General features: G+C 64.6%; 12 protein-coding genes. 8 read left to right on the forward strand and 4 right to left on the reverse strand.

Going from position 1 to position 15,951, the window contains the following annotated elements; translation table 11 throughout:
- Window positions 1-10 precede the first annotated feature (10 nt).
- From murD to ftsZ, 8 genes are read left to right on the forward strand one after another with little or no spacing between them, the layout of a single operon-like run.
- On the forward strand, window positions 11-1,792 hold the full coding sequence (gene murD / locus ACE3PH_RS02220) for a UDP-N-acetylmuramoyl-L-alanine--D-glutamate ligase (RefSeq protein WP_374316059.1): 1,782 nt from the start codon (window positions 11-13) through the stop codon (window positions 1,790-1,792).
- Entirely contained in the window at window positions 1,789-3,051 is a 1,263-nt protein-coding gene (gene ftsW, locus ACE3PH_RS02225) for a putative lipid II flippase FtsW (RefSeq protein WP_374316062.1), read from the forward strand. The genes murD and ftsW overlap by 4 nt, the downstream gene beginning before the upstream one ends.
- Entirely contained in the window at window positions 3,048-4,160 is a 1,113-nt protein-coding gene (murG, locus tag ACE3PH_RS02230) for an undecaprenyldiphospho-muramoylpentapeptide beta-N-acetylglucosaminyltransferase (protein ID WP_374316064.1), read from the forward strand. The genes ftsW and murG overlap by 4 nt, the downstream gene beginning before the upstream one ends.
- Complete coding sequence (gene murC, locus ACE3PH_RS02235; RefSeq protein ID WP_374316066.1) at window positions 4,157-5,560, forward strand: UDP-N-acetylmuramate--L-alanine ligase; 1,404 nt, start codon at window positions 4,157-4,159, stop codon at window positions 5,558-5,560. The genes murG and murC overlap by 4 nt, the downstream gene beginning before the upstream one ends.
- A 6-nt stretch (window positions 5,561-5,566) precedes the next feature.
- Window positions 5,567-6,547: a D-alanine--D-alanine ligase gene (locus tag ACE3PH_RS02240; protein ID WP_374316068.1), complete on the forward strand. Its 981-nt coding sequence runs from the start codon at window positions 5,567-5,569 to the stop codon at window positions 6,545-6,547.
- Window positions 6,548-6,562: 15 nt separating this feature from the next.
- Window positions 6,563-7,396, forward strand: coding sequence for a cell division protein FtsQ/DivIB (locus ACE3PH_RS02245; RefSeq protein ID WP_374316070.1), 834 nt, complete (start codon window positions 6,563-6,565; stop codon window positions 7,394-7,396).
- A gap of 21 nt (window positions 7,397-7,417) precedes the next feature.
- A complete protein-coding gene (ftsA, locus tag ACE3PH_RS02250) occupies window positions 7,418-8,647 on the forward strand; it encodes a cell division protein FtsA (protein ID WP_374316072.1) in 1,230 nt (409 codons plus the stop codon).
- Window positions 8,648-8,704: 57 nt separating this feature from the next.
- Window positions 8,705-9,946: a cell division protein FtsZ gene (gene ftsZ / locus ACE3PH_RS02255; protein WP_374316074.1), complete on the forward strand. Its 1,242-nt coding sequence runs from the start codon at window positions 8,705-8,707 to the stop codon at window positions 9,944-9,946.
- Window positions 9,947-10,037: 91 nt separating this feature from the next.
- Here ftsZ and ACE3PH_RS02260 read toward each other — a convergent pair whose 3' ends face one another.
- Genes ACE3PH_RS02260 through ACE3PH_RS02275 form a run of 4 tightly spaced genes read right to left on the reverse strand, consistent with a single transcriptional unit; the run spans window position 10,038 to window position 15,949 of the window.
- Entirely contained in the window at window positions 10,038-11,261 is a 1,224-nt protein-coding gene (locus tag ACE3PH_RS02260) for a multifunctional CCA addition/repair protein (protein WP_374316076.1), read from the reverse strand.
- Window positions 11,262-11,282: 21 nt separating this feature from the next.
- A complete protein-coding gene (gene rsmA, locus ACE3PH_RS02265) occupies window positions 11,283-12,107 on the reverse strand; it encodes a 16S rRNA (adenine(1518)-N(6)/adenine(1519)-N(6))-dimethyltransferase RsmA (RefSeq protein WP_374316078.1) in 825 nt (274 codons plus the stop codon).
- Complete coding sequence (locus ACE3PH_RS02270) at window positions 12,097-13,518, reverse strand: peptidylprolyl isomerase (RefSeq protein ID WP_374316080.1); 1,422 nt, start codon at window positions 13,516-13,518, stop codon at window positions 12,097-12,099. Before ACE3PH_RS02270 ends, rsmA begins: the two co-directional genes overlap by 11 nt.
- Window positions 13,511-15,949 (reverse strand): LPS-assembly protein LptD, encoded by a 2,439-nt coding sequence (locus tag ACE3PH_RS02275; RefSeq protein ID WP_374316082.1) that lies wholly within the window; start codon window positions 15,947-15,949, stop codon window positions 13,511-13,513. Before ACE3PH_RS02275 ends, ACE3PH_RS02270 begins: the two co-directional genes overlap by 8 nt.
- Between the last annotated feature and the right edge of the window lie 2 nt (window positions 15,950-15,951).

A 15,951-nucleotide genomic window follows, 5' to 3' on the forward strand; every position in this document is an offset into this window, starting at 1 on the left:
CGCGCTCACCATGCACTATCTACGTGACCTCACTGTGCTGATCCTGGGTCTGGGTGACTCGGGCTTGGCCATGGCGCGCTGGTGCGCCCGGTGTGGCGCACAGGTGCGCGTAGCCGATACCCGAGCCAATCCGCCGCAAGCGGCCACACTGGCGCAAGACGTGCCCGCAGCCACTTTGCACCATGGCTTGTCGCCCGCCCTGCTGGACGGCGTGAACCTGGTCTTGAAGAGCCCGGGCCTGGCCCCCCATGCCCCGGAGGTCGCAGCCCTGTGGGCGCGTGCCGATGAGCTGGGTGTGCCCGTGCGAGGCGAGCTGTCGCTGTTCGCATCGGCCCTGGCCGACCTGAAGACCGAGCGTGGCTATGCACCGAAGGTGCTCGCCATCACCGGCACCAATGGCAAAACCACTACCACCTCGCTGACCGCCCAGTTGGTTGAGCGGTGTGGCAAGCGCGTGGGGCTGGCGGGCAACATCGGCCCGACCTTGCTGGATACTTTGCGTGTGGCGCTGGAGCAGGAGCCCGAGGCGCAGCCTGTCGTTGAAGACGCTGCGGGTGACGCGCTGTCACCTGGATCGGCTCCCGCTGCGGATTTGGACGTACCGGAAGCCGCGCCGTTGAGCGGCGAGTCAGCCCGCGAAGAGACCGCTGTTGATGAGGCGCTCGATGAGCCGGCCCCGGAAACGCTCTCGGACGATGAGGATGCCGCGCCCGTGGCCTTGAAGCCACCCGCGCCAGCCGAGCCGGTGTTCTCGGTGTTGCCCGATGTCTGGGTGCTGGAGTTGTCCAGCTTCCAGCTGGATGGGGTAAGCAACTTCGAGCCCAGCGCGGCCGTGGTGCTCAACGTCACACAGGACCACCTGGATTGGCACGGCTCCATGCAGGCCTACGCCGATGCCAAGGCCCGCATCTATGGCAAGCAGGCCGTGATGGTCATCAACCGCGATGAGCCGTTGGTCGAAGCCATGGTGCCGCCACCAGAGGTGATCAAGTCCGGTGTCCGCGGTCGCCCTGCCCGCACCGTGCATCGCCAGGTGGTGCGATTCGGGCTGGATGCCCCCCGCAACCCAGGCGACTTCGGCCTGGTGGTGGAAAGCGGCATGGCCTGGCTGGTTCGTGCCCGTGAAGCTGACCCGACCATCAAGCGCAAGAAGGGCGAAGAAGAAGAGATCGTGCTGCAGCGCCTGATGCCGGCGGATGCCTTGCGCATCCGTGGTCGCCACAATGCATCGAACGCCCTGGCTGCCCTGGCGCTGACCACCGCGATCGGCTGCCCGCTGGCACCCATGCTGCATGGACTGCGCGAATACCGTGGCGAACCGCATCGGGTCGAGCATGTGGCCACGGTCGGCGGTGTGGACGCCATCGACGACAGCAAGGGCACCAACGTCGGCGCCACCGTGGCAGCGTTGCTGGGCCTCGGTGCCGATCTGTCGCCGGGCAAGCTCATCGTCATCCTGGGTGGCGATGGCAAGGGGCAGGACTTTGCGCCACTGGCCGAGCCCGTGAGCCGCTACACCCGTGCCGTGGCCCTGATCGGCCGTGACGCGCCGGCCCTGGCTGACGTGTTGAACGGGCTGACCACCCCGCTTGGATTGCCTCTGGTGATGGCCACCCTGCCGACGCTGGAGGACGCGACCCGCTGGGCTTTCGATCAGGCGGTGCCCGGCGATGCGGTGTTGCTCAGCCCGGCCTGCGCCAGTCTCGACATGTTCCGCAACTACGCCCATCGCTCGCAGGTGTTCATCGACACCGTGCGCGAACTGGCGCACGACGCTGGGGAGATGGCATGAGCGAGCGCGCCCTGAATCCGATGGCATGGCTGCAAGGTCTGCGTGCCCGCCTGTCCTCCCGGGACGGCGATGGCGGTGCCTTGCCTGTGCGTGATTCGGTCAGGATCACCTCGCGCCCCTCGACGCTGATGGGCTTCGACCAGCCACTGGTCGTGGTGGTGCTCGCCTTGCTGGCGCTCGGCCTGGTCATGGTGTATTCGGCTTCGATTGCCTTGCCTGACAGCCCGAAGTTTTCGGCCTACACGCCCACCTTTTTCTTCACCCGCCACATCTTCTCTTTGGTGCTGGCGGCACTGGTGGCCGCCGTGGTGACGCAGATCCCGATGGACACCTGGGAGCGCCTGGCGCCATGGCTGTTCGTGACCGCGTTGATGCTGCTGGTGCTGGTGCTGATCCCCCACGTCGGCAAGGGTGTCAATGGGGCACGCCGCTGGCTGCCTCTGGGCATCATGAACTTCCAGCCCTCCGAACTGGCGAAGCTGGCGATCACCTTGTACGCGGCTGACTACATGGTGCGCAAGATGGAAGTGAAGGAGCACTTCTTCCGTGCGGTCGCACCCATGGCCGTGGCCGTGGCCGTGGTCGGCCTGTTGCTGCTGGCTGAACCCGATATGGGCGCCTTCATGGTGATCGCCGCGATTGCCATGGCCATCCTGTTCCTCGGCGGTGTGAATGGCCGGATGTTCTTCCTGATCACCGCTGTGCTGGTGGGCGCCTTCGTGCTGATGGTGACCCTGAGTCCATGGCGGCGCGAGCGCATCTTCGCCTACCTGGACCCCTGGACCGAAAAGAACGCGCTGGGCAAGGCCTACCAGTTGACTCACTCGTTGATCGCATTCGGTCGGGGCGAGGTATTTGGTGAAGGACTGGGCTCCAGCGTCGAGAAGCTGCATTACCTGCCTGAGGCCCACACCGACTTCCTGTTGGCCGTGATCGGTGAGGAACTGGGCTTTGTCGGCGTGGCCATCGTGATCGCGGCGTTCTTCTGGATGGTGCGTCGGCTGTTCCACATCGGACGTCAGGCCATTGCGCTGGATCGCGTGTTTTCGGGCCTGGTGGCCCAGGGTGTGGGCGTTTGGATGGGTGGGCAGGCCTTCATCAACATGGGTGTGAACCTCGGCGTGCTGCCGACCAAGGGTCTGACCCTGCCCCTGATGAGTTATGGCGGTTCGGGCGTGATGCTCAACTGCGTGGCATTGGCAATCGTGTTGCGTGTGGACATTGAAAATCGACAACTGATGAGAGGGGGGCGCGCATGAGCAAGCCTCGTCACCTCGTCATCATGGCCGCTGGAACGGGCGGCCACATCATGCCTGGGCTGGCCGTGGCCAAGGAGTTGCAAAGCCGTGGCTGGACGGTGTCCTGGCTGGGGACCGAAGATGGCATGGAGCACCGCCTCGTGCCGCCCGCCGGCATCGAGCTCGACACCATCAGCTTCAAGGGGCTGCGTGGCAAGGGGCTGGGGCATGCCATCAAGGGCGCCTTCCTGATGCTCAAGGCCTTCATCGAGTGCTTCCGCATCCTGCGCAAGCGTCAGGCTGATGCGGTGCTGGGCATGGGGGGCTATGTCTGCTTCCCCGGCGGTCTGATGGCCAAACTGCGTGGTCTGCCCCTGGTGCTGGTCAATGCCGATGCCGCCATGCTGTTGAGCAACCGGGCGCTGGCGCCCATCACGAACGTCATTGCCTTCGGCTTCGATGGCCCGGCCGCGAAGGGCAAGCGTGCCCGGGTGACGGGCAACCCGGTGCGAGCCGACATCGAGGCCATTGCTGGTCCCGAGCAGCGCTTTGCCGGCCGGGAAGGCCCCTTGCGGATTCTGGTGGTTGGCGGCAGCCTCGGGGCCCGGGTGCTCAATGAAGCCCTGCCTGCCGCCCTGGCTCAGATCCCGCCGGGTGAGCGTCCGAAGGTGACGCACCAGACGGGCATGGCGAACTTCGATGCCGTAAAGGCCGCCTACAAGCGCCTGGACATGGACCCGGTCCGCGAGGTCGAAGTGGTGCCTTTCATCAACAACATGGCGCATCGCCTGGCTGATTGCGATCTGCTGGTGTGCCGCGCCGGGGCCATCACCGTCAGTGAGCTGTGCGCTGCCGGGGTGCCATCCATTCTGGTGCCCCTGGTGTTGTCGACGACCTCGCACCAGAAGGACAACGCCGAGTACATGGCCGCACACGGTGCCGCGGTGCACCTGCCGCAGTCCGACCTGAACGCCGACAACCTGGCCGAGCGCCTGAAGGGGCTCACGCGCGCCGGTCTGCTGGACATGGCCATCAAGGCCCGCGCGCTCGGCCGCCCACGTGCGGCCGGGGCGGTGGCCGATGAAATCGAACAACTGGTGAAGACCAACGCAAAGGGGGCGTCCGCATGAAGCACGCCGTCAAGAACATCCATTTCGTCGGCATCGGTGGTGCGGGCATGAGCGGCATCGCCGAGATCCTGCACAACCTGGGCTACATCGTGTCGGGTTCCGACCAGGCCGACTCGGCCACCACGCGCCGCCTGGCCAGCCTGGGCATCAAGGTGTTTGTGGGGCACGACGCTGCCCACATCGCAGGTGCCGATGCGGTGGTGACGTCCACCGCGGTCAAGGGCGACAACCCCGAGGTGATCGCTGCCCGTGCGCAGCGTATTCCGGTGGTGCCGCGCGCGGTGATGTTGGCCGAGTTGATGCGCCTGCGCAAGGGCATCGCCATCGCTGGCACCCACGGCAAGACGACCACGACCTCCCTGGTCACGTCCATCCTGGCCGAGGCCGGCGTGGACCCGACGTTCGTGATTGGCGGCAAGCTCAACAGCGCCGGCGCCAACTCGGCCCTGGGCAAGGGCGAGTTCATTGTGGTCGAAGCGGATGAGTCCGATGCGTCCTTCCTGAACCTGATGCCCGTGCTGGCCGTCGTCACCAACATCGACGCCGACCACATGGACACCTATGGCCATGACTTCGCGCGCCTGAAGCACGCCTTTGTGGACTTCCTGCACCGCATGCCGTTTTATGGCGCGGCCATCCTCTGCGCTGACGATCCGGGTGTGCACTCGATCATTCCGCTGGTCTCGCGCCCGGTGGTCACCTATGGTCTGGACGACGGCGTGCAGGTGCGCGCAGTGGACGTGCAGGCCTTGCCTGGTGGCCAGATGCAGTTTGTGGTGCAGCGTCGCAATGGGCATACCCTGCCCGACTTGCCGGTGACCTTGAACCTGCCTGGCGTCCACAACGTGCGCAATGCGCTGGCGGCCATCGCCGTGGCGACCGAACTTGATCTGCCGGATGAAGCCATTGTGCGTGCACTGGCCAGCTTCACCGGGGTGGGCCGACGCTTCCAGCGCTATGGCGAATGCCGCTCGGCTGACGGCGGCAAGTTCACCTTGATCGACGACTACGGGCACCACCCGGTGGAGATGGCTGCAGTGATCGCTGCGGCGCGCGGTGCCTTTCCTGGGCGTCGGCTGGTGCTGGCCTTCCAGCCGCATCGCTTCACCCGCACCCGTGATTGTTTCGAAGACTTCGTGAAGGTGCTGGGCACATCGGATGCCGTGCTGCTGACCGAGGTCTACGCGGCCGGAGAAGCCCCCATCGTGGCGGCTGACGGCCGCGCCTTGACGCGTGCCCTGCGCGTCGCGGGCAAGGTCGAGCCCGTGTTTGTCGACAACGTGAACGACCTGCCGGAGGCCGTGGCACAAAACACCCGTGATGGCGACGTCGTCATCTGCATGGGTGCGGGCTCCATCGGAGCCGTGCCAGCCAAGGTCGTTGACCTGCTGAAGGAGTAACGCAGCGTGAGTCAAGTTCACCTGACCCCCTCTACCGTGGACCCGCGTTCGCTGGGCAAGGTGGCCGTCCTGTTTGGTGGCACCTCGGCCGAGCGCGAGGTATCGCTGATGTCCGGTGCGGGCGTCCTCAAGGCCTTGCAGTCGCAAGGCGTCCATGCCTTCGCCTTTGATCCTGCCGAGCGTCCCTTGCAGGAACTCAAGACCGAAGGCGTGGACCGGGTTTTCATCGCCCTGCACGGACGTGGCGGGGAAGATGGCACCGTGCAAGGCGCGCTGGAGCTGCTGAAGATTCCTTACACCGGCTCCGGTGTGATGGCTTCGTCCATCGCGATGGACAAGATCATGACCAAGCGCATCTGGCGCTTCGAAGGTCTGCCGACACCAGACTGGCGCATGGTCTCGAGCGCGGAAGATTGTGCCCAGGCGCTCATCGCGCTGGGAGCCCCCATGATTGTCAAGCCGGCGCGCGAAGGCTCGTCGATCGGCCTGACCAAGGTGACCGATGCCGCGCAATGCGCCGCAGCATACGCCGCCGCCGCACAGCATGACCCCGAGGTCTTGTGCGAGCAGTTCATCGACGGCGAAGAAACCACCTGCCCGGTGCTGGTGGTCAATGGGCAGGCCACGTCCTTGCCCGTGATCCGCATCGTCGCGCCAGGTGGCAACTACGACTATCAGAACAAGTATTTCACCGACGACGTGAAGTACCTGTGCCCGAGCGAACTGGACGCTGACGAAGAGGCCGAAGTCCAGCGCGAAGTGCTGCGTGCCTTCAAGGCACTCGGTTGCCGGGGCTGGGCGCGCGCCGACGTGATGATCCGCCGTACGGATCGCCAGCCCTTCCTGCTGGAGATCAACACCTCGCCGGGCATGACCGGCCACTCCCTGGTGCCCATGTCGGCCCGCGTGGCTGGCCTGAGCTACGAACAACTTTGTCTGCACCTGCTCGCATCGGCTTCGCTGGATGCGGTGCAGAACCAGGCCTGACGAACGACACGGACCATGCAAGCCGCTGCCGCCCTCAACCACCCCCGCGAGATGCCTCAGGACATCCGCTGGATGAATGCTGCCGCCGCCGCACTGGCCGCCGCATTGGTGGTCTTGCTGGTGGCTGCGGGTCTGATCAAGTGGTCGAGGCAGGCCTACTTCGACATCCGCCGCATCTCGGTGGAAGGCGATCTGCAACGCAACAACCTCGCCACGGTCCGTGCCAATGTGCTGCCCCATCTGAAAGGCGGCTTCTTCACCATCGACCTGGCGCGTGCACGTGACACCTTCGAGGCGCTCCCGTGGGTGCGCCATGCGGTCGTGCGGCGCATCTGGCCGAACGAGTTGCGCGTCACGCTCGAAGAGCATCGCCCTGCTGCCTACTGGCACCATGCGGACCGTGAAGACGAGCTGGTCAATACCTATGGCGAGGTCTTTGACGCCAACATCGGTGACGTGGAAGACGAGCCCTTGCCCACACTGGCAGCCCCGGCCAACCCCACACCCGACGAAGCCCGCGTCATGCTGGATATGCTGCACCGCTTGCAACCCCTGGTGCAGCCCTTGCAGGGAGACATCGACACCCTGCAGCTCACCGACCGCGGGTCCTGGAGCGTCGAGCTGGACAACGATGCGAACCTCGAGCTTGGCCGAGGCAACGCTGAAGAATTGCAGGCCCGCATCGAGCGCTTTGTGCGCACGCTGCCGGTACTGCACCGTCAATACCCCGCACCGCTGGTCTATGCCGATCTGCGTTACCCGGAAGGTTATGCCGTGCGCTTGCGCGGCGTGAGCACCTCCCAGGAAACCAAAGGCAGCAAGCCGCCCGTGGCGCCCAAGAAACCTTAAATCGACTCAAGTACACACACCATGCCCAAGGAATACAAGGATCTGGTTGTCGGACTCGACATCGGCACCGCCAAAGTGATGGCGGTTGTGGCCGAAGTCCTGCCTGGCGGCGACTTGCGACTCGCCGGCCTCGGTGTATCGCCGAGTCACGGTCTCAAGCGTGGCGTGGTCGTCAACATCGACGCCACCGTGCAGTCCATCCAGCAGGCGCTCAAGGAAGCCGAGCTGATGGCCGACTGCAAGATCAGCCGCGTCTGGACGGGCATCACAGGCAGCCACATCCGTGGGCAGAACAGCACCGGCATGGTCATCGTGCGGGACAAGGAAGTCGCGCCGATCGACGTGCAGCGCGTGGTGGAAACCGCCAAGGCCATCAACATCCCCAACGACCAGCGCCTGCTGCTGGTCGAGCCCCAGGAATTCATCATCGACGGCCATGAGGTGAAAGAGCCCATCGGTATGAGTGGTGGCCGGCTGGAGGTGAAGGTGCACATCGTGACCGGTGCCCAGAGCGCGGCAGAGAACATCGTCAAGTGCGTGCGACGCTGCGGGCTGGAGGCCGAACAGCTGGTACTCAACCCCAGTGCTTCCAGCGCAGCCGTGCTGACCGACGATGAAAAATCGCTGGGCGTGGCCCTGGTTGACATCGGTGCCGGCACCACCGATGTGGCCATCTTCACCGATGGCGCCATCCGCCACACGGCGGTCATTCCCATTGCGGGCGACCTCATCACGAGTGACATCGCCATGGCCCTGCGCACGCCTACCAAGGACGCAGAAGACATCAAGGTCGACTTCGGCGTGGCCAAGCAGCTGCTGGCCGACCCGAACGAGCAAGTCGAGGTGCCGGGCCTGGGTGACCGCGCCCCCCGCATGCTCTCGCGCCAGGCGCTGGCCGGCGTGATCGAGCCGCGCGTCGAGGAAATCTTCTCGCTGGTCCACCAGGTGATCCGCGAGTCCGGTTACGAGGAACTGCTGTCGTCGGGCATCGTGCTGACCGGTGGTTCGGCGGTCATGCCGGGCATGGTCGAGCTGGCCGAAGACATCTTCCTCAAACCCGTGCGCAAGGGGCTGCCCTTGTACGCGGGCGCACTGCACGACATGGTGGCGAGCCCCCGCTCGGCCACGGTCATGGGCTTGCTCGAAGAAGCAAGGCTGGCGCGCATGCGCGGCATGAAAGCGGCTCAGAAGGCAGGCTCGGTTCAGGGCCTGTTCGGAAAGGTCCGCGATTGGTTCATTGGTAATTTCTGAAGACACAGATCTTCATCACATTTGACTGGCAACTGCTTGATATAACGGAGGTACGACATGCCTATTGAAATGATTGAAAGCTTCGACATGGGAACGCAGATCAAGGTGATCGGCGTGGGCGGTGGCGGCGGCAACGCCGTGGACCACATGATCGACAAGGGTGTGCAAGGCGTGCAGTTCATTTGCGCCAACACCGACTCGCAAGCGCTGAACCGCTCGACGGCCGGCGTGCAGCTGCAACTGGGCAGCACGGGTCTGGGGGCCGGTGCCAAGCCGGAAGCCGGCCGCGCTGCAGCTGAAGAGGCTGTCGACCAGATCCGTACCGCACTCGATGGCGCCCACATGGTGTTCATCACGGCCGGCATGGGTGGCGGTACCGGCACGGGTGCCGCACCGGTGATCGCGCGCGTCGCCAAGGAGATGGGCATCCTGACCGTGGGTGTCGTGACCAAGCCGTTCGAATTTGAAGGCAACCGCCGCATGAAGCAGGCCGACGCCGGCCTGTCCGAGCTGGAAGCCAATGTGGACTCGCTGATCGTGGTGCTCAACGAGAAGCTGCTGGAAGTGCTGGGCGACGATGTCACCCAGGAAGATGCTTTTGCTGAAGCCAACGACGTGCTGAAGAATGCTGTCGGTGGTATCAGCGACATCATCCACATCCCGGGCCTGGTGAACGTTGACTTTGAAGACGTCAAGACCGTGATGAGCGAGCCTGGCAAGGCCATGATGGGCACGGCAACTGCCACCGGCCCGGACCGTGCCAACAAGGCTGCTGAAGCTGCCGTGGCTTGCCCGCTGCTGGAAGGCATCGACCTGTCCGGCGCACGCGGTGTGCTGGTGCTGATCGCTGCAGGCAAGGCCAACTTCAAGCTGTCCGAGTCGCGCAATGCCATGAACACCATCCGTCGCTATGCGGCCGATGATGCCCACGTGATCTACGGTACCGCTTATGACGAGACCCTGGGTGACGCCCTGCGCGTGACCGTGATCGCGACCGGCTTGAGCGGCGCCAAGCGTCAGCAAGCCCCGATGACCGTGGTGCACAGCGCCCCGCAGACCCAGGTCTACGCCCGCACGGGTACCGACAACATCCCGGTGCTGACGCAACCCGTTGGCCAGGCTGTGGGTGGTGCACCAGCCATGGGCCATGCCGCTCCGGCACACGACTTCAGCGGCATGAACACGCCCAGCGTGTGGCGCAGTGGTCGTACCCAGGCAGCAGCCAAGGTAGATGCGCTGGCCAGCAATGGCATGGATGAGATCGAGATCCCGGCCTTCCTGCGCAAGCAAGCCGACTGATCGCTAGTTAGCAGTACCTTCAAGCATTGCCTTTTCCCCCGTGCCGATGTCGGGCACGGGGGCTTTTGGCCTTCTGTTTCCGTGTTCTCAGTCAGCCAGACAATGGCTTCAGGGCCGCCTCTCGAACCTGTCGGATGGCGTCGCCGATGGCTGGGCCTTTGAGTCCCCGTGCCACCGCTTCCTGTGCAGCCGCATTCGCGTCGGCCGCCAGCGCCAGGGCCAGCGCCTCGCGCAGCCGAGCAGCTTGCGGATAGGCCGTCTGCTCGAATCCCAGTCGCCCACGTGCATCGGCCTCGCAGGCCATCAGCACGTCGTGGAAGCGCGTTGGCTTGCGGATGGCATCGCAGCGCTCCAGCAAACGCAGCAAAGCTGCCGCACCCAGCGCAGCACTCTGATGAATGTGCCCGTGCTCGCGGGCCACGACTTCTGCCAACTCCCGGCACTCGACCGGCACCCGCAAGCGCTCGCAGACAACCTTGAGCAGCTTCACGCTGCGCCCTTCATGCCCAATGTGGCGGGGTAGCACATCCGCAGGCGTGTTGCCTTTGCCCAGGTCGTGTCCGAGGCAGGCGAAACGCGTAGCCAGGTTGCAGCCCAGTTGGGCGCTCATGTCCAGCACCATCATCAGGTGCACGCCGGTGTCGACTTCCGGGTGGTATTCGGCGCGTTGCGGTACACCCCATAGCCGATCTACTTCGGGGAGCAGCCTTTGCAGGGCTCCGCAGGCACGCAACACCTCCAGCATGCGAGAGGGGCGCTCCTCCATCAGCCCGCGGGCGAGTTCCTGCCATACCCGCTCGGCAACCAGGTGATCGACCTCACCTTGTCGGACCATCTCCGACATCAGGGCCATGGTTTCCGGCGCGATGCTGAAATCATGGAAGCGTGCCGCAAAGCGGGCCAGGCGGAGGATGCGAACCGGGTCCTCGCCGAATGCGGGGGACACGTGACGCAGCACCTTGGCCTGCAAATCGGGCTGCCCCCCATAGGGGTCGATGACATGGCCTTCCCCATCTTCTGCCATGGCATTGATGGTGAGGTCTCTGCGGACCAGGTCCTCTTCGAGGGTGACGTCCGGGGATGTGTGGAAGACAAAGCCGTGGTAGCCGGGCGCGGTCTTGCGCTCGGTGCGCGCCAGCGCGCACTCCTCCCGGGTGAGCGGGTCGAGAAAGACAGGGAAGTCGCGGCCAACAGGGACAAAGCCCTGTTCGATCAGTTGTTCAGGTGTCGCGCCGACGATGACCCAGTCCCGGTCGCCACAGGGGCGGCCCAGCAGGCGGTCACGCACGGCGCCACCGACGAGGTAGCGCTGCATCCCGTCAGTGTAGCCAGTGGCTCAGGTCGGCGAGGGGCTCAGGCGAGCCAGGGCCACGTATTCGGCGACGGGCACCTCTTCCGCCCGGCGCTGCAGGTCGAAGTCGGTTACCAGCCCCTGCTTCTCGATCCAGGCCCCGAGGGTGTGCCGCAGGATCTTGCGGCGCTGCGAGAACGCCGTGGCCACCAGTTCACCCAGGCGGTCCGAATCGATGGCGGCCACTTCCGGCCATGGCACCATGCGCACCACAGCAGAGTCAACCTTGGGCGGCGGATCGAATGCCTCAGGCGGCACATCGACGACGTTTTCCATGTCGTAGCGCCACTGCAGCATCACGCTGAGTCGGCCATAGTCCTTGCTGCCAGGGCTGGCCACCATGCGGTCCACCACTTCCTTTTGCAGCATGAAATGCTGGTCTTCCACCTGGTCGGCCCAGGGCAGCAGGTGAAACAGGATGGGGGTGGAGATGTTGTAGGGCAGGTTGCCGATGATGCGCAGCTTCTGCCCGGCCGCCTGAGCCAGCGCACCAAAGTCGACCTTCAGCACGTCGGACTCGACCACGGTCAATTCCGGCCGCTTGCGCAGGCGGGCTGCCAGATCGCGGTCCAGTTCCACCACGGTGAGGCGTTCGGAACGGTCGACCACCGGGTTGGTCATGGCCCCGAGACCAGGGCCAATTTCGACCAATGCCTGGCCGGGCCGGGGGTTGATGGCCCGCACGATGTCGTCGATCACGCCATCGTCAGACAGAAAGTGCTGGCCGAAACGCTTGCGCGCGACATGGCCTTGTTGCGGGCGAGGGCCCCTGGAAGGGCCCTTGGCCCCGTGGCGATGATCAGGGGGCATCGCGCATTTCCACCCAGGCCGCAGCACGCAATTCACGAGCCCATTCATCGTAGGCGGCGTCAAAGCGCTGCTCGCGCAGCACAGAGCGGGCAGCTTCCCGCTTTTGCTGGTCGCTCAGGGCCACTTCGCGGCGCTCGATGAGCTGAATCAGGTGAACGCCAAAGCGGGACACGACGGGCTGCGACACCTGTCCGGGTTGCAGGGCGCTGAGGGCTTGTTCGAACTCTGGCACAAACTGGCCGGGGGAGGCCCAACCCAGATCGCCACCACGCATGGCGCTGCCATCTTCGGAGTACTGGCGTGCCATCTGCGCAAAACTGGCCTGGCCGTCCACGATCTGGCGTCGGATCTCATTCATGCGCGCCTTGGCCTGATCCGACGTGAGCGTGGCCGATGTGCGCAGGAGGATGTGGCGGGCACGCTGTTGCGTGTAAGTCGCCTTGGCCGTGTTTTCACGCTCGACCAGCTTGACCACATGGAAGCCGGCTGATGAACGCACGACAGGGGCAATGCCACCCACCTTGACGTCCTTGACCGCATCGACGAACACATCGGGCAGGCGGGTGGCAGGCCGCATGCCGATCACGCCGCCTTGGGCCTTGGTGGTGGGGTCACCCGAGTAGGCCTTGACCAGCTCGCTGAAGCTTTCACCGCGTGCCGCACGTGCCCGCAGGTCCTCAGCCTGGACGCGCAGGGCTTCAATTTGCGCAGAGCTGGCCTTCTCCGGAACGGGGATCAGGATGTGGGCGAGGTTGTAGGCCACACCAGCGGCGTTGGTTCCAGCGTAAAAGGCATCGATGTCCTCATCGCTGATCTGGATGCGGCTTGTCACTTCACGGGCACGCACCCGCTCGAGCAGCATTTGTTCCTTGAGGCTGCTGCGATAGCGGTCAAAGTCGAGGCCATCCTGCTTCATGCGCGCACGCAGTTCAGACAGGCTCAACTGGTTTTGCGTGGCGATGTTTTCGACCGCGGCGTCGAGCTCGCTGTCAGAAATGTCCATGCCCAGTGTCTTGGCCTGCCCAAGTTGCACTTTTTCGTCGATCAGTGCGTCAAGTACCTGACGGCGCAGCTCATCGCGGTTCGGCAGACGCGCACCTGGCGCTGCGGTCGCGATGATGCGGCTGACCCGCTTCTCGATGTCCTGATGGGTGATGGGTTCCTGGTTGACCACGGCCACGATGTAGTCCGCCGTGCTGGGCGCACCGGGCAGACTCAATTGCGTGCTGAGGCTGCCAGGGCTGCCCAGGCCACCGCCCAGGGTCGGGGTGGAGTCCAGGCGGAAGCCTTGCGCCAGTGCGGGCTGTTGCCCGGCGGTCAGCAAGGCCAACCCCAGCATCAGGGTAGACAGCAGGCGATGACCCACACCGGAGGCGGCCTGGGTGAGGGAGTGCTTGGAGAAATCAGTCATCGGTCTGGTCAGACGTGGAGTTGGCGGGGATGAACATGCTGTTGTCGTCACGCAGCAGTTTGTACCCTGGGATGTCGTTCTTCAAACGGTGCAAGGGGCTGGAGCCCAGGCGGGACAAGCCGACGAGCTCGAGCTGGAACATGAACTTGGTACTGGCGTCGCTGCCCGTGAGGGAGCGCTGCGCCACGATCCGGCCAATCCAGCAACCAGCATCGTATTCGAAGCCGACCAGGGCATCGGTCATGTGTTCGTCGCGCATGCTGTAGCTCAGACGCCCGACGCTGTACCAGGTTCCCTTGCATTCGGTGCCACCTGTGCGGTGGCCATCGAAATTGAGGGATGCCGATGCGCTGGCCGCCTGCTGGGCCATGGTTTGCGTCGGCGGCGTGAAGTTGCGGCTGAGGGGCCACTGCCAGCCCAGGTCCACCTGCTCACTGCTGTCGCGGGCGTAACGGTAGCTCAGGCTCACGGTATGCCAGTCGGCCGGCGTGTAGCGCAGGCTCATGGTGGTGCGCTGGTTCTGGTGGCCCTGTGCGCTGGACTGCTGTGTGCTGTCCACAAACCAGTGCTGTGCAATGTTGGTAGACGCCAACAGCAGCAGGTCGGACAGGCGCTGGGTGATGGGGGCACCGTCGTTGGGGGTGATGCGCTGGTCTGCAAACAAGACCTTTTGAACCACGCCCAGGCGCACCGCCTCGGCGCCATCCTTGGGGTCTAGCCAGCGGGTCGTGACACCCAGGGTCAACTGGTTCGCATCGTTGATGCGATCCATGCCGGTGAAGTCGCTTTCCGAGAAGATCGAGTATTGATTGAAGTCGCGCTGAGCCGTGTCGAACAAGGGCAGGTTCGACTGCTTGCGGTAGGGTGTGTAGACGTACATGGCACGCGGCTCCAGCGTCTGCACCATGTCGTGACCAAACAGCGTGGTGTTGCGCTCGAACGTGACGTTGCCGTCCAGGCTGAATGTCGGCACGGTCAGGGACGCCTCGCGGGTCGAGGTGGTCGTGTTGCCGTCGAGCGAATAGTTCACGCTGCGCACACTGAGGCGTGGTGTGAGCGTGTAGCCATTGAGGTCGCCGAAGGTGCGCTCGACCTGACCGATGGCATGCAAGCGGTTGCCAGCCACCTTGGTGGCATCTTCATTCGTGAAGCGGTTGAACTCGCCTTGCATCTGCCAGGTCCAGCCGCTCTCGGAGGTGCTTCGACTGCGCACGCCCATCTGGGGTTCTCTGCGGTAGGGGGCCGTGATTTGCGTGCTGGGGTCACCCAGCGTGTCCATGTCACGCAAGGTCTGCCACGTCTGTACGTTCGCATACAGCGTGGTCTGGCTGGCACCCAGCCCCCAGTTACGGGTGTTGAGCTGTCGCTCGACACTGGCATGGCTGTCATAAAGACGGGGGGTCAACGATGGCAACTCGCCCGAGAAGTCCTTCCAGTAGTCGTCATCTGACACTCGGCGCCAGCGCAGCTCGTAATTGGTCAGGGTGGGGGAGTCGGACTCGGTGACCACGCCCTGATGCTGGTAGTCGACCATGCCCCGTGCTTCGCCAGCAACTTGGTCATATGGCAGGCCGGCGACATGCAAGGTGCCGCGGTATTCGGGCGTCAGGTATCGGTATTCGACATCGGCGCCACCGCCGCGTCGTGTCGACATGCTCGGGGTCAGCGTCATGTCCTGGTTCGGCGCGATGTTCCAGTAGTAGGGAACCGCCAGTTCGAAGCCGGCCTTGTTATCCACATCGAAAGACGGTGCCAGCCAGCCGGATTTGCGCTCGTCCCGAAGGGGGAAAGTCAACACCGGCGCAGCGAGGATCGGCACACCCAGGAAGCGGATGACGGCGTTTTGCGCGCGCCCTTCATTGGCGTCAAAGTCCATGTCGACCTGGCTGGTGCTCAGCACCCAGTCAGGCGAGCCAGGGCTGCCGTCAGGCAGGTCGTTGGGCGTGCAACTGCTGTAGGTGGCCTGCGTGGCGCGCAAGCGGTTCGACCCCAGGAACTCGATCAGGTTGGCGCGGCCGCCCGCTGCCGTGCGCCCAAACCAGTAACTGGGGCGGATGAATTCGCCTTCCAGCGTGTCGAGCTTGAGCGTCAGCTCAGGGCCGACGAACACATCGCCTTGACGGGTGATGCGGACGCGGCCGACAGCGTGAGCCGTGTCGTTGGCCTGGGTGTAGGTCACCTCGTCCGTGCGCATGGCGATGTCGCCCTGGCGCAGTTTGACCGTGCCGGTGGCCTTCATCTTGTCGTCGGTGTGCCCTTCGACGTGGTCGGCTTCGAAATACAGCGGCAGCTGGTTGCTGCGCTTTTTGCCGGCCACCGGGACCGTCAGGTTGAATGTCGAGCGCAGTTGCTCGATTTCGTCCGACGACGGGGCGGAGGCTGCAGCAGCAGGCTGTGCGGCATCTGCGGCATGGGCATGTCGACCAGCCATTT

This window comes from Aquabacterium sp. (genome assembly GCF_041909175.1).
In the GTDB taxonomy this organism is placed as follows: Bacteria; Pseudomonadota; Gammaproteobacteria; order Burkholderiales; family Burkholderiaceae_C; genus Aquabacterium.